General features: G+C 68.6%; 14 protein-coding genes. 7 read left to right on the top strand and 7 right to left on the bottom strand.

All coding sequences use genetic code 11. From position 1 onward, the window contains the following. Positions 1-61: 61 nt before the first annotated feature. Together AC3IPY_RS12535 and AC3IPY_RS12530 are read left to right on the top strand one after the other, a co-directional pair. Positions 62-1,657 (top strand): amino acid permease, encoded by a 1,596-nt coding sequence (locus AC3IPY_RS12535; protein WP_489184609.1) that lies wholly within the window; start codon positions 62-64, stop codon positions 1,655-1,657. A 63-nt stretch (positions 1,658-1,720) separates the two neighbouring features. Beyond that, a complete protein-coding gene (locus tag AC3IPY_RS12530; protein ID WP_489184608.1) occupies positions 1,721-3,187 on the top strand; it encodes an aspartate ammonia-lyase in 1,467 nt (488 codons plus the stop codon). 6 nt (positions 3,188-3,193) lie between these two features. Here the strand turns inward: AC3IPY_RS12530 and AC3IPY_RS12525 are convergent, their stop codons facing one another. The 7 genes from AC3IPY_RS12525 to AC3IPY_RS12495 all read right to left on the bottom strand — a co-directional run bounded on the left by AC3IPY_RS12525 (position 3,194) and on the right by AC3IPY_RS12495 (position 10,777). Further along, positions 3,194-4,090, bottom strand: coding sequence for a fumarylacetoacetate hydrolase family protein (locus AC3IPY_RS12525; protein ID WP_489184607.1), 897 nt, complete (start codon positions 4,088-4,090; stop codon positions 3,194-3,196). A gap of 105 nt (positions 4,091-4,195) precedes the next feature. Next, positions 4,196-4,969, bottom strand: coding sequence for a GntR family transcriptional regulator (locus AC3IPY_RS12520; RefSeq protein ID WP_489184606.1), 774 nt, complete (start codon positions 4,967-4,969; stop codon positions 4,196-4,198). After that, entirely contained in the window at positions 4,969-6,504 is a 1,536-nt protein-coding gene (locus AC3IPY_RS12515) for a sugar ABC transporter ATP-binding protein (RefSeq protein WP_489184605.1), read from the bottom strand. The genes AC3IPY_RS12520 and AC3IPY_RS12515 overlap by 1 nt, the downstream gene beginning before the upstream one ends. Continuing rightward, a complete protein-coding gene (locus AC3IPY_RS12510; protein ID WP_489184604.1) occupies positions 6,501-7,538 on the bottom strand; it encodes an ABC transporter permease in 1,038 nt (345 codons plus the stop codon). Before AC3IPY_RS12510 ends, AC3IPY_RS12515 begins: the two co-directional genes overlap by 4 nt. Continuing rightward, entirely contained in the window at positions 7,535-8,605 is a 1,071-nt protein-coding gene (locus AC3IPY_RS12505) for an ABC transporter permease (protein ID WP_489184603.1), read from the bottom strand. The genes AC3IPY_RS12510 and AC3IPY_RS12505 overlap by 4 nt, the downstream gene beginning before the upstream one ends. After that, on the bottom strand, positions 8,602-9,690 hold the full coding sequence (locus AC3IPY_RS12500; protein WP_489184602.1) for a mandelate racemase/muconate lactonizing enzyme family protein: 1,089 nt from the start codon (positions 9,688-9,690) through the stop codon (positions 8,602-8,604). The genes AC3IPY_RS12505 and AC3IPY_RS12500 overlap by 4 nt, the downstream gene beginning before the upstream one ends. 28 nt (positions 9,691-9,718) lie before the next feature. Continuing rightward, entirely contained in the window at positions 9,719-10,777 is a 1,059-nt protein-coding gene (locus AC3IPY_RS12495) for a sugar ABC transporter substrate-binding protein (RefSeq protein WP_489184601.1), read from the bottom strand. Between the two features lie 251 nt (positions 10,778-11,028). Between AC3IPY_RS12495 and AC3IPY_RS12490 the strand changes: the two genes are divergently transcribed. The 5 genes from AC3IPY_RS12490 (at position 11,029) to AC3IPY_RS12470 (ending at position 20,373) form a co-directional block, all read left to right on the top strand. Next, entirely contained in the window at positions 11,029-12,333 is a 1,305-nt protein-coding gene (locus AC3IPY_RS12490) for an enolase C-terminal domain-like protein (protein WP_489184600.1), read from the top strand. Continuing rightward, positions 12,330-13,871 carry a sugar ABC transporter ATP-binding protein gene (locus AC3IPY_RS12485; RefSeq protein WP_489184599.1) on the top strand — a complete coding sequence of 514 codons (1,542 nt, stop codon included), beginning with the start codon at positions 12,330-12,332 and terminating at the stop codon, positions 13,869-13,871. Before AC3IPY_RS12490 ends, AC3IPY_RS12485 begins: the two co-directional genes overlap by 4 nt. Then, positions 13,868-14,905, top strand: coding sequence for an ABC transporter permease (locus tag AC3IPY_RS12480; RefSeq protein WP_489184598.1), 1,038 nt, complete (start codon positions 13,868-13,870; stop codon positions 14,903-14,905). Before AC3IPY_RS12485 ends, AC3IPY_RS12480 begins: the two co-directional genes overlap by 4 nt. A gap of 56 nt (positions 14,906-14,961) precedes the next feature. Continuing rightward, positions 14,962-15,954 carry an ABC transporter substrate-binding protein gene (locus AC3IPY_RS12475; RefSeq protein ID WP_489184597.1) on the top strand — a complete coding sequence of 331 codons (993 nt, stop codon included), beginning with the start codon at positions 14,962-14,964 and terminating at the stop codon, positions 15,952-15,954. A gap of 252 nt (positions 15,955-16,206) precedes the next feature. Beyond that, positions 16,207-20,373 carry a glycosyl hydrolase family 95 catalytic domain-containing protein gene (locus tag AC3IPY_RS12470; RefSeq protein ID WP_489184596.1) on the top strand — a complete coding sequence of 1,389 codons (4,167 nt, stop codon included), beginning with the start codon at positions 16,207-16,209 and terminating at the stop codon, positions 20,371-20,373. Positions 20,374-20,457 lie beyond the last annotated feature (84 nt).

The following is a 20,457-nucleotide window of genomic DNA, read 5'->3' as shown; positions in this document are numbered from 1 at the left end:
TCCAAGCATCGCACCCCCCGCGCCGGCCGTCGGCTCGCGCGACGAGCACAAGGGAGCCGTCATGGCGAAAGACACCCTCAAGGTCTCGGGCGTGAAGTACACGACCGCAGAGCAGGGCTACTTCGAGAAGCGCAGACTCACGCGAACCGCGGGCGTCTGGGGCCTGTGGGGGCTCGCGGTCGCGGCCGTCATCTCGGGCGACTTCTCCGGCTGGAACTTCGGCATCGACTTCGCGGGCTTCGGCGGCATGCTGATCGCCTTCGCGGTGCTCGTCGTCATGTACTACGGGCTCATCTTCTCGATCGGCGAGATGGCCTCGGCGATGCCGCACACCGGCGGCGCCTACTCGTTCTCGCGAGCGGCAATGGGGCCGTGGGGCGGCTTCGTCACGGGCCTCGCCGAGACGATCGAGTACGTGGCCACCACCGCGGTGATCGTCTACTTCTCGGCCGCGTACGCCGACAGCATCACGACCGAGCTGCTCGGCTTCTCGATGCCCGCGTGGATCTGGTGGGTCATCCTCTACCTCGTGTTCATCGCGCTCAACTCCGCGGGGGCGAGCATCTCCTTCAAGTTCGCGATCGTGGTCTCGATCATCTCCATCGGGATCATCCTCGTGTTCAGCGCGATGGCCGTCTTCTCGGGGCAGTTCTCATGGGACAAGCTCTTCGACATCGCGCCCGACGCCGGTGCCACGGCGTTCCTGCCGCACGGCGTCTTCCCGATCCTCTTCGCGCTGCCGTTCGCGATGTGGTTCTTCCTCGGCATCGAGGAGCTGCCGCTGGCCGCGGAGGAATCGCACAACCCGGTCCGCGACATCCCCCGCGCCGGCCTCTGGGCCCGCGGCACGCTCATCGTCACCGGCGTGCTCGTGCTCGTGCTGAACACCGGGGTCATCGGAGCGGAGGCCACCGGGGTCGCCGGTGAGCCGCTGCTCGACGGCTTCCGTGCGATCGTCGGCGACGGCGTGGCCGCAGTGCTCGCGCTCTTCGCGCTGATCGGACTGCTGGCATCGCTGCAGGGCATCATGTTCGCGTACGGACGCAACATGTACTCGCTCTCGCGAGCGGGATACTACCCGCGGTTCCTCTCGCTCACCGGCAAGCGGCAGACGCCGTACGTGGCGCTCTTCGCCGGCGGACTCATCGGGTTCATCGCCCTCGTGATCGTCGACGCGGCCGGTGGCGCCGATGGCGTCGCCGGAGCGATCGTGCTCAACATCGCCGTGTGGGGCGCCGTGCTCGCCTACCTGCTGCAGATGGTCTCGTTCCTCATCCTGCGACGCAAGTACCCGAACGCGAAGCGCCCGTACCGCAGCCCCTGGGGCGTCGGCGGGGCCGTGGCCGCGGCGATCATCGCCGCGCTGATCTTCGTCGGCTTCCTGCTCAACCCCACCTTCCTGCCGGCCATCATCGCGATCATCGTGGTCTACGCCGTCATGCTCGCGATCTTCGCGCTCTGGGGGCGACACCGGCTGGTGCTCTCGCCGGAGGAGGAGTACGCGGTCTCCGGCGGCCTGCACGGCGACCCGCAGACCGAGGGCTACGGCGGCGCCGTGGAGCAGGAGCTGCTCGCCGCCGACGGCGTCGACGGGGCCGTTCGTGCAGACGACGAGGACGGCGTGCGCGACCCGGCGGGCGGCCCGACGCGGAGCTGATCACCGGCAGGCGGTCTCGGTGCGGCGGTAGGCTCGAAGGGGCCCATCGATCCGGAGGTGTTCGTGACGACGACGTCCGCAATCCCCATCCCCACCCGCACCGAGACCGACTCGCTCGGGTCGGTCGAGATCCCGGCCGATGCCTACTGGGGCGTGCACACGATGCGCGCCCTCGAGAACTTCCCGATCTCCAAGCGGCCGATCTCGGTCTACCCCGAGCTGGTCGTCGCCCTCGCCTCCGTCAAGCAGGCCGCGGCCCGCGCCAATCACGACGTCGGCGTGCTGAGCGAGCACAAGGCGGCCTGGATCGACGAGGCGTGCCAGCGCATCGTCGACGGCGCGCACCACGAGCAGTTCGTCGTCGGCGTGATCCAGGGCGGCGCCGGAACGTCGACCAACATGAACGCCAACGAGGTCATCGCCAACGTCGCACTCGAGATCGCCGGGTACCCCAAGGGTCGCTACGACGTGCTGCATCCGATCGACGACGTCAACCGCAGCCAGTCGACGAACGACACGTACCCGACGGCGCTGAAGCTCGCGATGACCTTCTCGCTCACGACCATGCTCGACGAGCTCGAACTGCTGCGGCGCTCCTTCAGCGAGAAGGGGCGCGAGTTCCACAGCGTGCTGAAGGTCGGGCGCACGCAGCTGCAGGACGCCGTGCCCATGACGCTCGGCCAGGAGTTCCACGGGTTCGCCACGACCCTCGGCGAAGACCTCGAGCGGCTGCGCGAGACCATCAAGCTGCTCGGCGAGGTCAACCTCGGAGCAACGGCCATCGGCACGGGCATCACGGCCGACCCCGGTTACGCGGGTCGAGCCGTCGCGCATCTCAGTGCGATCACCGGCCGGCACCTCGTGACCGCGCCCGATCTCATCGAGGCCACGAGCGACACCGGCGTGTTCATGACCTTCTCGAGCGCGCTCAAGCGCAGCGCCATCAAGCTCTCCAAGATCTGCAACGACCTGCGGCTGCTCTCATCCGGCCCGCAGGCCGGATTCGGCGAGATCAACCTGCCCCCGCGCCAGGCGGGGTCGAGCATCATGCCCGGCAAGGTGAACCCGGTCATCCCCGAGGCCGTGAGCCAGGTCGCCTACGCCATCGCGGGCGCCGACCTGACCGTCACCATGGCGGCCGAGAGCGGCCAGCTGCAGCTGAACGCCTTCGAGCCGGTCATCGCGCACTCGCTGCTGCAGTCGATCACGTGGATGCGGCAGGCCTGCTGGACCCTCCGCGTGAACTGCGTCGACGGCATCACGGCGAACACCGCGCACCTCGCGCTGATGGTCGGGTCGAGCGTCGGCATGATCACGGCCCTCATTCCGTTCATCGGCTACTCCGAGGCATCCGCCCTGGCCAAGCTCGCGCTCGCCACCGGGCGTCCGGTGGCCGATCTCGTGGTCGAGGCGGGCCTCATGACCCGGGAGTCGGTCGAGGCCCAGCTCGAGCCGTCGAAGCTCTCGGGCATCACGCCGATCACGCAGGCGATCCCGGTGATCGACCTGCAGGGAGAGCCGTCGGAGTGATCCGCGCTAGATGACGCGGCAGTGGGTCGTGAGCGACCCGATGCCCTCGATGCTCACCGTGACCGTCGAGCCGTCGCGCATGAACACCGGCGGCTTGCGCGAGTAGCCGGCACCGCCGGGGCTTCCGGTCGAGATGAGGGTACCGGGCGGGATCGTCGCGGACCGCGAGAGCAGCGAGATGATCTCGGCGACGCTGCGCACCATCTCGGCCGTGGAGGCGTCCTGCATGATGCTGCCGTCGAGGTTGGTCGTGAGCCAGAGATTCTGCGGATCGGGGATCTCGTCGGCGGTGACGACGACCGGGCCCGTGGGAGTGAAGCCGTCGAAGGACTTGCAGCGCGACCACTGCGCCTCGCTGAACTGGATGTTGCGGGCCGTGATGTCGTTGACGACGGTGTAGCCCCACACGTGGTCGAGGGCGTCGCGCGCGTGCACGCCGCGTGCCGGTCGGCCGATGATCACGCCGAGCTCGGCCTCGTAGTCGACCTGCGTCGAGAGATCTTCGGGCCACGTCGTGGTGGCCTCGTGGCCGGTGAGCGAGTTGGGCCACAGGGAGAAGATCGTCATCGCCGTCTCGGAGCGCAGCTTCAGCTCGGAGGCGTGGGCGGCGTAGTTCGCGCCGATCGCGATGACCTGCGCCGGGCGCAGCACCGCCGAGGAGTGGCGGAGGTCGGCGACCGCATGCCGGGAGAGGGCTCCAGGCACGTCGGGGCCGGTCTCGGGCTCGGGGGCGCCGACGGCGGCACGCACCCGGGCCAGGCCCTCCTGCCCCTGTTCGATGAGGTCCTGCAGGTCGCGGGGCGCACGTCGCATCACCTCGTCGAGGAAGATCGCGGACTCGCCTTCGACCACCGCGAGTCGGGGGGTCGTCTGGCCTTCGACTCTGAGGTGCGCAAATCTCACCTGTCCAGACTATCCGCGGGTTCGGCCGATCGGCTGTGCACAACGTACAAGATCGGCTGCGGCATACGACATGGTGTCGACGGGGTGGCAGACGGTGCGGGTCGTTCAGCCCAGCCTGGAGAGCAGCTCCACGACGGGCAGGAAGCGCACTCGCGAGCGCTCGATGTGCTCGCGCATGAGCCGCGACGCCTCGTCACCGTCGCCCGCGATGACGGCATCGGCGATGGCCGCGTGGTTGTCGACGGTGTGGGAGACCTGACCCGAGCGGTCGTACTCCTCGAGCACCTCGTGCAGGTTCGCGTCGTCGGGGAGGTCCGCCGAATGCGACGCGAGGTAGAGGCGCAGGAAGTGCAGGTGGAAATGCGTGCGCTCGAACGACTGCGCGACGAGGTCGTTGCCGGCCGTCGTCGCGATCAGCGCGTGGAATCGAGCGTCGTGCTCGGTCAGCGCCCGGAACGCCTCGGAGCCACCCCCGTGGGCGTCGGTCAGCTCTCGCCCGATGGCGATCTCGGCGCGCAGCGATTGCGCCACGGTCGGATCGACCGACCTGGAGGCCTGGGAGGCGGTCCACTGCTCGATGAGCACGCGGAACTGCGAGAGCTCGACGAATTCCCGGACGCTCAGGAGCGGTGTGGTCGAATACCCGCGCAGCGGGACCTTCACGACGAGGCCGTCGGACTCGAGGCGGGCCAGCGCCTCTCGGACGGGCGTCGGCGAGACGCCGAGGTCGGCGGAGAGCGAGTCGATGTTCACGCGATTGCCGGGCGCGATGCGGTGCTCGAGCACCATGTCCCGGATCACCGTATAGGTCTCGTCGGACAGCACGGAACGGGCGATGCGAGACGGGGCCGGCTGCGCGGATGACCGTTCGACGTGCATCAACCCTCCACCACGTCGATCCGCTCCTCATGGATGAGCCGGATGACCGATTTGCTCATTTCATCGTAATCGTGGGTGTTCGCCACGCTTCCGGTCACCTCGAAGTCTTGCATGACCACGATCCGGTCGACCAGGGTGACCATCTCGGCCAGGTCGCTCGAGATCACCAGCACCGCCTTGCCCTGCTCGGCCAGGTTCCAGATGAGCTGGTAGAACGCACCCTTGGTGCGCACGTCGATGCCGACGGTCGGCTCGTCGATGATGAGGATGTCGGTATCGGCCGCGAGCCACTTGCCGAGCGAGACCTTCTGCTGGTTACCGCCGGAGAGCTGTCCGACGAGCTGGTCGCGGTCGGAGACCTTGATGTCGAGGGACGCGATGTAGTCGTCGGCGGTCGCCCGGGCGGCACGCTCGCGCACGAACCCGAACGCGTTCGACAGGCGCTTCAGCACGGTCACCGTCAGGTTGCGGGCGACGGTCTGATCGAGGAAGAGCCCCTCGGCCTTGCGGTCCTCGGTCACGTAGCCGATGCCGTACCGCGCGAGCGCGTCGCCCACGGAGCGGATCTGCGCGGGCGCGCCGTCGACGAGCACCTCGCCCGACGTGATGCGGTCCAGGCCGAGCACCGCCTTCGCGAGCTCGGAGCGGCCGGCACCCACGAGCCCGTAGATGCCGAGGATCTGACCGGGATGCACGGCGAACGACACGTCGCGGTGGCCGCCGAGGGTCGAGACCTGGCGCAATTCGAGCGCGGGCGTGCCGACTTCGGAGGGCGCCCGATCGGGGACCTCCAGCTTCGCCAGCGTCCGGCCGACGAGAAGGTCGACGATGGTGTCCTTCGAGTAGTCCGCGAGCGGCTCGGACTCGGCCACGGATCGGCCGTCACGGAAGACCGTGACGGTGTCGCAGTGCGCGAAGACCTCTTCGAGCTTGTGGCTGACGAACAGGATCGCGCGCCCCTGGGCGGAGAGCCGGTGCACGACGTCGAACAGGAGCTTCGACTCGGTCTCGCTGATCGAGGCGGTCGGCTCGTCGAGCAGCAGCACCGCGCTCTCGGTGTAGAGACCGCGGGCGATCTCGACGAGCTGCGTCTGCGCGGGCGAGAGCAGGCTCGTGGGCGTCGCGGGATCGATCGGGAACTCGAGCAGGTCGAGCACGCGCTTCGCGCCCTCTCGCACCTCGCGCCACTGCACGCGACCGCTCCGCACGGGCGTGTTGCCCAGCACGATGTTCTCGGCGACCGTGAAGTCGGTGATCACGTTGCGTTCCTGGTGCACCACGCCGATGCCGGCACGCGTCGCCTCATGCGCCGAGCGGAACTTCTGCTCCACGCCGTTGACGAGGAGCCCTCCGGAGTCCTGCGGCTGGATGCCGGTGATGATCTTGATGAGCGTGGACTTGCCCGCGCCGTTCTCGCCGAGCAGGGCGTGGACCTCTCCGGGCTTCAGGCGGAGGTTGACCTCGTCGAGCGCGCGCACTCCCGGGAAGGTCTTGGTGATGCCGCGCACTTCGAGCGCGAAGGCGGTGCCGGTCATGCCGTTGCTCCAGGGTCGATGGCTCGAGCGGCCGCCGTCGGCGGCGCATCGGGCGGGGTGGGGCGGCTGCGCCGGCGAGTCGCCGGGCGACGCGAGCGCACCCGGTCGAGGGCGACGGTGCCGAGCACGACCGCGCCGATGACGAAGTTCACCCAGCTGGGCTCGAGCTGGAACTGGGCGCGTGCACTGTCGACGAGGCGGACGATCGTCGCGGCGAGCACGGTCCCGAGCACGGCGACCGTGCCGCCGGTCAGGGAGACGCCGCCGATGATCGGGGCGGCGAAGCTCGACAGCAGCCAGTCCTCGCCGATGCTCTTGTTCGCACCGGGCAACGACGCCAGCACCAGGAACGCGGCGACGCCGCAGAGGAGGCCGGAGAGACCGTGGGCCGTGACGAGGCTGCGGTTGTTCGAGATGCCCGAGAGCGTGGCGGCGAGGGGGTTGCCGCCGCTGGCGAGCATGTTCCTCGCGACGAGGGTCTGGCGGTACCCGACCGCGAGCAGGATCGCGATCGCGATCGCGATCCAGAAGATGAGCGGGATGCCGAGCGGCCGTGCGGTGCCGATGGCAGCGAGCTCGGGCCACGAGGCGGACGTGATCGTGCGGGTGCCCACGATCGCGTACTGGGCGCCCGAGAGGATCGTCATCGTCGCGAGGGTCACGATGAAGCCGTTGATCTGCGTCAGGACCACGATGAGGCCGTTGAGGATGCCGGCGGCGAGGCCGATGAGGATCGCGATGACGCCCCCGAGCCAGGCGGGCACGCCGACGTCCGCGATCAGCACGGCCGCGGAGCAGGCCGCGAAGCCGCCGATCGCACCGACGGCGAGGTTCATCTGGCCGACCGCGAGCGCGGCCATCTGGGCGAGGCCGATCACGATCGGGATCGCGAGGAACTGGAAGAACGTCTCGATCGAGATCGGGGAGAGGAACCCGCCGCTCGAGCTGATCGTCAGGACGATGACGCCGGCCAGGATCACGGCCGCGAGGATCGTGTTCTGGTCCCGGAGCAGTCGTGCGACGCGCGTGCTCATGACACCACCGCCTTCTCGCCCTTGCGAGCGGGTCTCGCTGCGTTCGAGGCTCGCAGCCGGGTCCGGGCTCCGGCGACCGAGCGGATTCGTTCGGCGGAGAGGGCGATCAGGAGGATGGTGCCGAGCAGGATGTTGAGTCCTTCGATGCCGACTCCGAACAGCAGCAGACCCTGGCGGATCACGACGGTGAGTGCGATGCCGAGGAAGGTGCCGATCACCGAGACGTATCCGCCGGCGAGCAGCGTGCCGCCGAGGATCGGCCCGAGGAAGGACTGCAGCATGAACTCCTGGCCGATGCCCGGAGTGAAGGAACCGGTGCTCGCTCCGAGCATGAATCCGGCCAGCGCCGCGAGCGCGCCGGAGAGCGTGTGCACGGTGATGATGCGTCGCGGCACGGGAATGGCGGAGAGCAGGGCCGCTCGGTCGTTCGAGCCGGTCAGCAGGATCTCGCGCCCGACCCTGGACCTGGAGAAGAGCAGGCCGATCACGAGCATCGCCGCGAGGGCGACGAACAGGATGAGGGGCACGCCGTCGGGGCCGCACGCGTCGCCGAGGCAGAGGTCGGAGAGCTTCGCTCGGCCGAGTTCTGCCAGCCCCGGCGTCTGCACGGTGATCGCGTTGCCGGTGCTGACCCGGGAGTACACGGCGGGCACGAGGCCGAGGAGCGCGAAGCTCATGGCGAGCGTGACCACGAAGGAGTTGACTCCGGCGTAGGCGATCAGCACTCCGCAGAGCGCTCCGACGGCGCCGCCGAACGCGAGGCCGACCACGATGCCGACGAGCAGGGGCACATCGAAGGCCTGGAAGACCATCGCCGAGCCCATCGCGCCGATCGCGGCCATGCCGCCGACGGCCAGGTTCATCTGACCGACCGAGAGTACGACCATCTGCGCCAGCCCGACGACCGTGAAGATGGCGATGCTCGTGAGCATCGGACCGATCACGAATGCAGGGGAGAAGAACATCGGCTTGAGGCTGCCGATCATGGCGACGAGGACGATGATGAGCAGCAGGAGCCCGACGCGGTTGTCGGCGAGCACGCCGGCCGTCCGCTTGGAGCGGCTCATGCGATCCGCCTCCGATCGATCTCGCCGGCATCCCATTCGATGCCGAGCCCGGGCTCGGATGGTGCGACGGCCCAGCCCTCGTCGACCGCGAGCTCGGTCTTCGTGATACCTCGCAGTTGGGGGATGTGCTCGACGTAGGCGCCGTTGGGCACCGCGGCGACGAGGCTCACATGCAACTCCATCAGGAAGTGCGGGCAGACCGAGACGTTGTACGCCTCGGCGAGGTGGGCCACCTTGAGCCACGGCGTCACGCCGCCGATGCGGGCGACATCCACCTGCACGATGCCGGCCGCCCCCCGGTGCAGGTAGTCGCGGAACTGGCCGATCGAGTACATGGACTCGCCCACCGCGATGGGGATGCTCGTCGACTCGGCGAGGCGCGCGTGTCCGCTGACGTCGTCGGCCGGGAGCGGTTCCTCGAACCAGGAGAGGTCGGCATCCTCGAACGCGGCGGCACGGCGGATCGCCTCGGCGGCCGTCATCGACTGGTTCGCGTCGACCATGATGTGCAGGTCGTCGCCGACCGCGTCGCGCACGGCGAGCAGGCGCTCGCGATCCTCGCGGACCGAGGGCTTGCCGACCTTCAGCTTCACGCCGCGGAGGCCCTTCGCCTGCGAGGCGAGTGCGCCGGCCACGAGGTCTTCGGTCGGCAGGTGGAGCCAGCCGCCCTCGGTGTCGTAGAGGGGGACCCGGTCGCGATAGCCGCCGGCGATCTGCCAGAGCGGCTGGTCGGCGCGTCGGGAACGGAGATCCCAGAGCGCCGTGTCGACGGCAGCGAGCGCGAGCGAGGTGATCGCGCCGACGGTCGTGGCCCTGGTCGAACGGAAGAGCTCCGACCAGATGCCCTCGACGTTCCGGCTGTCGAGGCTGGGGAGGAGCGGCACGAGGTGGTCGCGCAGCATCGAGAGCACTGCGCGACCACCCGTCCCGATCGTGTAGGAGTATCCGATACCCGTGAGTCCGTCGGCAGTGTCGATCTCGAGGAAGATCGTCTCCTGCTTGAGGAAGCTCTGGACGGCGTCGGTGCGCACGGTCTCGACCTCGAGATCGATCAGAGAAGCGCGTGCCGCGGTGATGGTGGTCATGTGTCGATCTACTCCGTCGCGCTTCCCGTTACTTGCAGTCGAGCAGATCGCTCGTGAACTGGTCGACGATCCTGTCGGACTCGGCGTCCTGCTCGTCGGTGTACGAGTCGACGTTGTCGGCCGTGACGACGAAGGAGCCGGAGTCCACGATCACGCCGGGCTCCTTCACCGTGCAGGCGCCGGACTGCAACTGGGCGAGCACCCACGAGCCGACGTACGCCTGCCCGGTCGGGTTCTGCACGACCGTCGCCGAGACGGACCCGTCGGCGATGCCGTCGAGGATCACCTGGTCGTCGTCGATCGCGACGACCTTGATCGGCAGTCCGGATTCCTTCACCCCCGAGGCCGAGGCGACCGCGGGGTTGTACGCCGTCGACACGAAGCCGTTGATCTCGGAGCCCTTGGCCGCGAGCAGGTCGGCCACGGCCTTCTGCGCGGTGCCGAGGTCGACGTCGATGTCGGTGACGGTCGTGAGCAGCGTCACCGCACCGTTCGTCTCGTCGACCGCCTTCTCGACCCCCGCGATGCGGCGCTGGGTGTTGGAGTCGACGTTGTTGCCCGTGAGGTGCACCAGGTTGCCCTTGCCCCCCATCGCCTCGATCGCGGCCTGCGCCGCCTTGTACGCGGCGACCTCGGTGTCGGTCGAGAGGCAGAAGTCCGCCTCGTTGACGTCGCCGGCGGGGCACGACCCGAGGGAGCCGACGGCGAAGCCCTGCTCCTTGAGCGTCTTGAAGGTCGTGTTGATGTCGGTCGGCGAGACGCCGAAGATGCCGAATGCGTTGACATCCTGTGCGGCGAGCGAGTTGATCGCCTCGTTCTGCTTCGCCTGGTCCCACTCGGCCGTCTCGTTGAAGACCACCGAGCCGAGGCCGAAGTCGGCCGCGGCCTTCTCGCCCGCGGCCTTCCACGGCTGGAAGTACGGGTGCGAGCCGCCGGAGACGAGGGCCACGTCGACGGATGCGAGGTCGCCTGCCTCGGCCGAAGCCTCGGTGCCGGCGGCCTTGCTGGTGCAGGCGGCGGTGCTCAGGGCCAGGGCGATCGCCGCGGCCGCCATCAGGCCGCGGGCGGCCTTGCTGCGAACAGCCATGTGTGTTCCTCCACGTTGAGAAATGAAATATCCAATAGGATCCGCGACCACATTGGGCCAAAGTCGCGCGGAAGTCAAGCCGGCCGCGACGACCTCGGCGTCGAATACGCCCGCCCATCTGGCGATTTCGCCTTGAACATCCGAAGTATCAGGGCGTCGTCGCCGGAATCATCGGCGAATCGTCATGCGAATCACCGCTTGACGGAACAGACATCGGATGTTTATGCTCGTGATGCCCACGAAAGGACCTCATGAGCACCATCGTCGCCGTTGACACCACGGACATCCGTTTCCCGACCTCCCTCCAGCTCGACGGCTCGGACGCGATGAACCCCGACCCCGACTACTCGGCGGCCTACATCACCGTGGCCACCGACGCGGACGACGGCCTCAGCGGCCACGCCTTCGTGTTCACGATCGGCCGGGGGAACGACGTCGAGGTGGCCGCGCTCGATGCGCTCAGGGGGCACCTGCTCGGGCAGGACGTCGAGGCGCTTCTCGACGACATGGGGGCGACCTGGCGCCTGCTCGCCCATGACTCCCAGCTCCGCTGGCTCGGTCCTGAGAAGGGCGTCATGCACATGGCGATCGGCGCCGCGATCGATGCGCTCTGGGACCTCAAGGCCAAGCGGGCCGGCCTGCCGCTCTGGCGCCTCCTCGCGCGCATGTCGCCCGAGCAGCTCGTCGACGTGGTCGACTTCCGGTACCTCTCCGACGCGCTCACCCGTGACGAGGCCCTCGAGATCCTTCGCGCCGCCGAACCGAACCGGGCCGAACGCGAGGCCGAGCTGCTCGCCGTCGGGTATCCCGCCTACACCACGACGCCCGGATGGCTCGGCTACTCGGACGAGAAGCTCGAGCGGCTCTGCCGCGAGGCGGTCGCCGACGGCTTCCCGCAGATCAAGCTCAAGGTCGGCAACGACCTCGACGACGACCGTCGCCGCCTCGCGATCGCGCGTGCCGCCGTCGGCCCGGGCTTCCCGATCGCCATCGACGCGAACCAGCGATGGGATGTCTCCGACGCGATCGCCTGGGTCAACGCGCTCGCCGAATACGACGTGGCCTGGATCGAGGAGCCCACGAGCCCCGACGACGTGCTCGGCCACGCGGCGATCGCCAGGGGCGTCGCCCCCATCCGCGTGGCGACGGGGGAGCACGTGCAGAACCGGGTGGTCTTCAAGCAGCTGCTCCAGGCGGACGGCATGCAGGTGATGCAGATCGACGCGACCCGCGTCGGCGGCGTCAACGAGAACATCGCGAACCTCCTGCTCGCGGCGAAGTTCGGCGTGCCGGTGTGCCCGCACGCCGGCGGCGTCGGGCTCTGCGAGGCCGTGCAGCATCTCTCGATGTTCGACTTCGTCGCCGTCTCCGGCAGCATGGACGGTCGCATGATCGAGTTCGTCGACCACCTGCACGAGCATTTCGTGACCCCGGCCGTCGTCGAGCGCGGCCGCTACCTCGTGCCCGAGGCGCCCGGCGCCGGCACCGAGATGCATCCCGTCTCGATCGCGGAGTACACCTGGCGCGGCGTCCGCGTCGGCGAGGTGCCGGCATGACCGAGGCATCCGCCCGGCCCGAGGCATCCGCACCGCTGCTCGACCTGCGCGGCGTGAGCAAGGGATTCCCCGGCGTGCAGGCCCTCGACGACGTGAGCCTCGAACTGCACCACGGCGAGGTGCTCGCGCTCGTCGGCGAGAACGGCGCGGGCAAGTCGACGCTCATGAAGCTGCTCGCGGGCATCTACACCCCCGATGCCGGCACCTTCCGCCTCAACGGCGAGGAACTCACGATCGAGGGCCCCAAGCACGCACAGGAGCTCGGCATCTCGATCATCCACCAGGAGTTCAACCTCATGCCCGACCTCACGGTCGCGCAGAACATCTTCATCGGCCGCGAGCAGCGCGCCGCCGGGTTCTTCCTCGACGAGCGCAGCCTGAATCGCCGGGCGCGCAAGCTCTTCGAGGGCCTCGGACTCGCGCTGGACCCGACCGAACGCATCGAGAACCTCACCGTCGCGAAGCAGCAGATGGTCGAGATCGCGAAGGCGCTCTCGTTCGAGGCCAAGGTGCTCATCATGGACGAGCCGACCGCCGCCCTCAACGACGCCGAGGTCGACGTGCTCTTCGAGCTCATCGGCCGCTTCCGGCGGCCGGACACGGGCGTCATCTACATCTCGCACCGCATGGAGGAGCTCACCCGCATCTCGGATCGCATCACGGTGCTCCGCGACGGCCGCAACGTCGGCAGCCGGGTGACCGCCGCGACCGATCAGCGCGAGGTCATCTCGCTCATGGTCGGCCGGGAGATCTCGGGCGAGCAGCGGCCCGCCGCGCGCGAGGTGCACGGCGAGCCCGTGCTCTCGGTCGAGCACCTCTCGACGAGGTCGCTGCTGCGCGACGTGAGCTTCGACCTGCGCGCCGGCGAGATCCTCGGCTTCGCCGGCCTCATGGGTGCCGGGCGCACCGAGGTCGCCCGGGCGATCGTGGGCGCGGACCCGAAGGAGTCCGGCGAGATCCGCGTGCACGGCCGGCCGGTCTCCATCGGCAACCCCGCCGAGGCGTCCCGTCACGGCATCGGCTACCTCTCCGAGGACCGCAAGCGCCTCGGCGTGCTGCTCGAGCGCAGCGTGCGCGAGAACATCGTGCTCTCGGCGCTGCGCGACTACACCTCGGCGCTCGGATTCGTCGACGACGGCCGCATCGAGAAGACCGGCCGCGAGTACATCGACCGGCTCCGCATCAAGACGCCCTCGAGCGCGCAGCTCGTGCAGAACCTCTCCGGCGGCAACCAGCAGAAGGTCGTCATCGCGAAGTGGCTCGCGAAGGACTGCGACGTGCTGATCTTCGACGAGCCCACCCGCGGCATCGACGTCGGTGCGAAAGAGGAGATCTACGCGCTGCTGAAGGGTCTGGCCGAGCAGGGCAAGGCCATCATCATGATCTCCTCCGAGCTGCCGGAGGTGCTGCGCCTCTCCGACCGCATCGCCGTCATGGCCGAAGGACGCCTCACGGCGATCCTCGACAACGCGGATGCCACGCAGGAGAACCTCATGGACTACGCAACCCGATTCTCGAGCGAAGGAACCATCGCATGACGAGCCCAACCGTGACGCCGCCGAAGCCGGACCGGGACCCCTCCACCACGGCGTTCGCCGCGATCGACCGTGGTGCGCCGCGGTTCGCGCGCCTGCGCGGATCGCTGCAGCAACTGCTGGCCTTCGCGAGCCTCATCCTCATCGTCATCGTGTTCTCGTTGGCCAGCCCCCACTTCTTCACGGCCAACAACCTGGTGTCCATCCTCACGGCGGCCACGGTGACCGGGATCCTCGCCCTCGGAACGACGTTCGTGATCATCACGGGCGGCATCGACCTCTCGATCGGCACGGGCATGGTGCTCTCGGGCGTCATGGCCGGCGTCTTCCTCACCTACCTCGGCTGGCCGCTCTGGGCCGGTGTGCTCGCGACGATCCTGTTCGGCGGGCTCATCGGCCTCATCAACGGCGTGAACGTCTCGGTGCTCGGCATCCCGCCGTTCATCGCGACGCTCGGCATGATGCTCATCGCCGCCGGACTCTCCCTGGTGATCTCGGGCACGAAGCCGATCTACTTCAACGACACCCCCGAGTTCCAGCAGATCATGAACCTGTCGATCATCCCCGGCATCCGGTTCCCGATGGGTGTCGCGATCTTCATCGTGATGATCGCGGTCGCCGCGGTGCTGTTGTCCAAGACGATCCTCGGCCGGTACACGTTCTCGATCGGCTCGAACGAGGCCGCCACCGCGCTCTCGGGCGTGAACGTTCGCCGGTGGAAGATCATCATCTACACGCTCTCCGGGCTCTTCGTCGGCCTCGCCGGCGTGCTGAGCGCCTCGCGACTCTCGTCGGCCCAGCCGACCGGCGGCATGGGCCTCGAACTCGAGGCGATCGCCGCGGTCGTCATCGGCGGCACCTCGCTGCAGGGCGGCAAGGGGTCGATCATCGGCACCGTGATCGGCGCGCTCATCATGGCCGTGCTGACCAACGGGCTGCGCATCATCTCCGTGCCGCAGGAGTGGCAGTCGGTCGCGGTCGGCGTCGTGATCCTCGTCGCCGTCTACCTCGACATGCTGCGCCGCCGAAGGGCCTGAATTCCGTACCGCACCACCCGAAACACACACAGCAACACAGACACAAAGGAGTGAACATGTTCAAGAAGCGCATGGTCGGCGCCGTCGTCGGCGCCGCCATCACCGCACTCGTCCTCGCGGGCTGCGCGAGCGACGGGGCTGACAGCGGATCCGGCTCGGACGAGGGCAGCGGCGACAAGCCGTACATCGCCCTCGTCTCGAAGGGCTTCCAGCACCAGTTCTGGCAGGCCGTGAAGTCGGGCGCGGAGCAGGCCGCCGAGGAGTTCGACGTCGAGATCACCTTCGAGGGCCCCGACACCGAGGCCGACGTCGACCAGCAGATCCAGATGCTGCAGACCGCCCTCGACAAGAACCCCGCCGCGATCGGCTTCGCGGCCCTCGACAGCCAGGCGGCCGGCCCGCTGCTGCAGCAGGCCAAGGACTCGGACATCCCCGTCATCGCGTTCGACTCCGGCGTCGAGAGCGACATCCCGCTGACGACGGCGGCGACCGACAACCTCGCCGCCGCGGCCGAGGCGGCCAAGCACATGGCCGACGCCGTCGGGCACGAGGGCAAGGTCGCGATGGTCGTGCACGACCAGACCTCGGTCACGGGCCAGCAGCGCCGTGACGGCTTCGTCTCGTACATGGAGGAGAACGAGCCCAAGATCGAGATCGTCGACATCCAGTACGGCGGCGGCGACCAGGCCAAGTCGGCCGACCTCGCCAAGGCCATGATCGCCGCGAACCCCGACCTCAAGGGCATCTACGGCTCGAACGAGGGCTCGGCGATCGGCGTCGTGCAGGCGGTCAAGGAGCTCGGTCTCGACGCGTCGTCCCTCGCGGTCGTCGGCTTCGACTCGGGCAAGGCCCAGATGGACGCGATCCGCGACGGTCTCATGACCGGCGCGATCACGCAGAACCCGGTCGGCATCGGCTACGAGACGGTCAAGGCGGCCGTCGAGGCGATCGACGGCAAGGAACTGCCGCTGACCATCGACACCGGCTTCTACTGGTACGACGCGACCAACATCGACGACGAGGAGATCCAGGCCGTCCTCTACGAGTAGGGCAGGCAGAGGCGGGGCGTCGACGGCGCCCCGCCTTCCTCGTCCGGGGCTCACGCCCCACCCCGCACGGCGGCTCGGATGCCCGCCCGTCGCGATGCACGATCCGTTCGTGCCCGGCACCATCGCATCCGCTCAGTTGGGAACACCACCCGGCGTGCTTCGGCGCGCCCGATCGATGGAGAGTGAACTGTGTCAGGCCCCGATCAGCACCACACGACGGACCGATCCGCTCGTGCCGGAACGAGACGACATGTGAGGAGGTGGGTCTCCGGTTCGCTCGCCTTCGCGCTGGGTGCGGGCGCCGTCGTCGCCCTGAGCACTCCTGCAGGCGCGGCGGAGCCGGAGGCGTTCGGTGAGCAGCCCGTGCTCAAGACCTGGTACTCGGCTCCCGCCGGCCCCGCGAACGACAAGGCGGGCGCGTGGGAGAAGGAGAGCATCCCGCTCGGCAACGGTTTCCTCGGCGCCAGCATCCTCGGCGGCGTCGACAAAGACGAGATCATCATCAACGACCACACCTACTGGACCGGCGGGCCCGGGCAGAATCCCGCCTACGACGGCGGGTTCAGCGCGAAGACGTCGGAGGAGAACGCCGCCAACGTCAAGAAGGCGCAGGAGCTGCTGCAGGCGGCGTGGGACGAGACCTCGCCCGCGACGGTCGACGATTCGGGCAGGATCACGCCGGCGACGACGCCGAGCTCGGCGAAGATGAACGAGATCACGAACACCGTGAACCAGCTCATCGGCAGCAAGCAGGACTTCGGCAGCTACCGGCAGATCAGCTCCATCCTCATGAGCGCCGACCCGATCGTCGCGCTCACCGGTTACTCGTCGAACTACACGAACCCGAACAACGCCAACGAGGGCACCGGGGCGCTGTTCGACGGCGCGACGAACAGCAAGATGTTCGCCGACAAGTTCGGCCGCCCGACCGCGGAGCGGCCGTACCAGGTGCAGTGGACCTACTCGAGCCCGTTCGCGGCCTCGGGCTACCGCCTCGCGACGGGCAACGACAGCCCGCCGCGCGACTTCCAGAGCTGGAACCTCTACGCGCGCGCCGACGGCGGTGAGTGGGTGCTGGTCGACACGGTCGGCACTGCGGCGTTCGGCGCCGAGCGACAGGCCTACAAGTCGTTCGACCTCGACGTGCCCGGCTCGTACGACGAGTACCGCATGGACGTGACCGCGACCGCCGGCGGCGCCGACCCGCAGATGTCCGAGCTCGAGGTCACGGCCGCGGCATCCGGCGCACCGGAGTTCGTCGGTTCGACCGCGAGCAGCGAGCATCCGAACAACGCGCAGGAGCGCTCCCCGGCCCTCTTCGACGGCGACACCGGCACGAAGATGTACGCCGATGCGGCGGGGCAGATCACCGAGGCCAACCCCTACACGGTCGAGTGGTCGTACACGAAGCCGTTCGAGGTGGCGACCTATCGCCTGGCCACGGGCAACGACGTGCCCGGACGCGACTTCAAGACCTGGAAGCTCTTCGCCAAGTCGGGCACCGGCGAGTGGACGCTCATCGACACGGTCGACGACGCGGCGTTCGGCGATGCGCGCAAGGCGTACAAGTCCTTCGACGTCGACGTGCCCGGCTCGTACGACTCGTTCAAGATGACGGTCACGGCCCTGGCGCAGCTCAGCCAGAAGCCGCAGATGTCCGAGATCGAGATGCCGCTGCCGTCCTCGGAGCAGCCAGAGGAGCCGGTCACCGACTACCGTCGCGAACTGGACCTCGACGGCAGCAAGGCCTCCGTCTCGTACACGCGCGACGGGGTCGACTTCACCCGCGAGTACTTCGTCTCGAATCCCGACGACATCATGGCGATCCGTCTCAGCGCCTCCGAAGCCGGGAAGATCACCCAGTCCTTCTCGCTCAAGCCCATCGACCCGCAGTCGATCGTGGTCGAGGGCGACACCGTCACCGCCACCGGATGGGTCAACGGACACGACCAGGGCGCGGACGACGTGAACCGCTTCAACGACGCCCTGCACTACGCGCAGCAGCTCAAGGTCATCCCCGTGGGCGAGGACGCCGAGCTGGTCGCGAACGACAGCGCCATCACCGTCACGAACGCCGACGCCGTGGTGCTGCTCACGACGACGGGCACGAACTACCAGGAGGACATCACCGCCGACGAGCCCTACCCGGGTGAGGACCCGCTGAACAACTACTTCGACGGGCGGGACCCGCTGATCGACGTGCAGCAGCGCATCGACGCGGCATCCGGACGCACCTTCGACGAGCTGTACGCGACGCACCTGGCCGACTACAAGGAGCTCTACGACCGGGTCCGGCTGAACCTCGGCAACGTGGCCGCCGTCACCGACAAGACGACGCCGCAGCTGCTCGAGGGATACCGCGAGGGCACGAACACCGCGGACGAGAACCTCTACCTCGAGACGCTGTACTACCAGTTCGGCCGCTACCTGCTCATCTCCTCGTCACGGGAGGGCTCGCTTCCGGCCAATCTGCAGGGGATCTGGGCGTACGGCACGAACCCGCCGTGGGCCGCCGACTACCACGCGAACATCAACCTGCAGATGAACTACTGGCTCGCGGAGCAGACGAACCTCTCCGAGCTCACCGAGCCGCTGATCAGCTACATCGACGCACTCGTGCCGCGGGGCGCGCAGGGCGCCGAGCGGGTCTTCGGTGAGGGAACCCGTGGCTGGACCACGTGGCACGAGAACAACATCTGGGGCAACACCGCTCCGGCCGTCTCGGGCGCGTTCTTCAGTCCCGAGGACGGCGCCTGGCTCGCACAGCACGTGTGGGAGCACTACCAGTACACGCAGGACGTCGAGTTCCTCGCGGAGCACTACGACCTGCTGCGTGATGCGGCGCTGTTCTGGGTCGACACGCTCGTGCTCGACACGAAGAGCGGCAAGCTCGTCGTGAGCCCGTCGTACTCGCCCGAGCACGGTCCGTACTCGCTGGGAGCCACGGAGCCGCAGTCGGTCGTGAGCGGACTCTTCGAGGACGTGATCGAGGCGCACCAGGTGCTCGCCGATCGCCTCGACGAGGCCGACGAGGCCAACGGCCTCGAGGGACGCGCGGCCGAGGACGGATACCTCGACGAGATCTCGACGGCCGCGTCGGGCATGCTCGGACTGCAGATCGCGCCGAAGGGCACGTACACGCAGGGCGGCCGGGCGTACCCGGGCGGGCAGCTCCAGGAGTGGCAGAACCCCATCGCCATCGACTTCACCGGCGACGGGAGCCACCGTCACACCAACCACCTGTACGCGCTGCACCCGGGCGACCAGGTCGTCGCGGGCCGCAGTGCCGAGGAGGATGCGCTCGTCGACGCGATGAAGGTGACGCTCGATACGCGCGGCGACTCCTCGACCGGATGGTCGATGGCCTGGAAGCTCAACTTCTGGGCTCGGGTCCGCGACGGCGACCGAGCGCACACCCTCTACGGCAACCTCCTCAAGCAGGGCACGTACGACAACCTCTGGGACGCGCACCCGCCGTTCCAGATCGACGGCAACTTCGGTGGCACGGCCGGGGCGACGGAGATGCTCCTGCAGTCCCAGGGCGACGCCATCGAACTCCTTCCGGCGATGCCCGAAGTCTGGGCGACCGGGTCGGTCACGGGCCTCCGAGCCCGCGGCAATGTCGGGGTCGACATCGCCTGGGCCGACCAGGCGCTCACCGAGGCCGTGCTGACCCCGGATGTCTCGCAGGAGCTCACGGTGGTCGGAACCGACCTCGCCGAGCGGACGGTCACGGACTCCGAGGGCCGCGTGGTGCGGTTCGAGGAGGTCGAGAACTCCGCGGGCGAGCGCGACGGACGCACGATCCGATTCGACGCGAAGGCGGGAGAGACCTACCGGATCGCCCTCGCGGCGCCCGACGAGACGCGCCCCGAGGTCACGTTGGCGTCGCCGACCGCCGCCGGCCCGTTCGGTGCGCTCGCCGTCGAGGTGGACGCGTCCGATGACGGCGGCCTGCAGCGGATCGTCGCGAACATCTACCAGGACGGCAAGCTCGTCAAGAGCACGCAGTCCGCGATGAAGGGGTCGACGAGCGGAACGCACACCGCTACGGTGAAGCTGCCCTCGGGGAACTACACGGTGAAGTACAACGCGCAGGACCTGGCGGGCAACATCTCCAAGACCGGGACGTTCGCGTTCACGATCGATGCGGATGCGCCGAAGGCGACGGTGAAGGACGGCGCCTCGTTCACGGTCGGCTCGGACGGCGTGTACGAGCTCGTCAGCTTCAAGCTGTACGACGCGGGCAAGATCGACAAGGTCACGCTCAACGGGGTCGTGAAGGACCTGTCGGACAACGCGTGGTCCGACGTGAACTTCGTGAAGCCCGGCGTGTTCGGCGCGGTCCGCGGCCAGAACACCCTGATCGTGTTCGACGTGGCCGGCAACACGACGACGCTGACCTTCACGCTCCAGTAGCGGGGCCCGGTTCCGGCGGGCGGGGCGGATGCATCGGCATCGGCCCCGCCCGTCGGCGTGCCGTTCGCGCCGCCGTGCTCGACG

The organism is Agromyces sp. GL_144 (genome assembly GCF_057834305.1).
The sequence above is the reverse complement of the archived record's forward strand: the minus strand, read 5'-3'. Positions and strand labels throughout refer to the sequence as shown.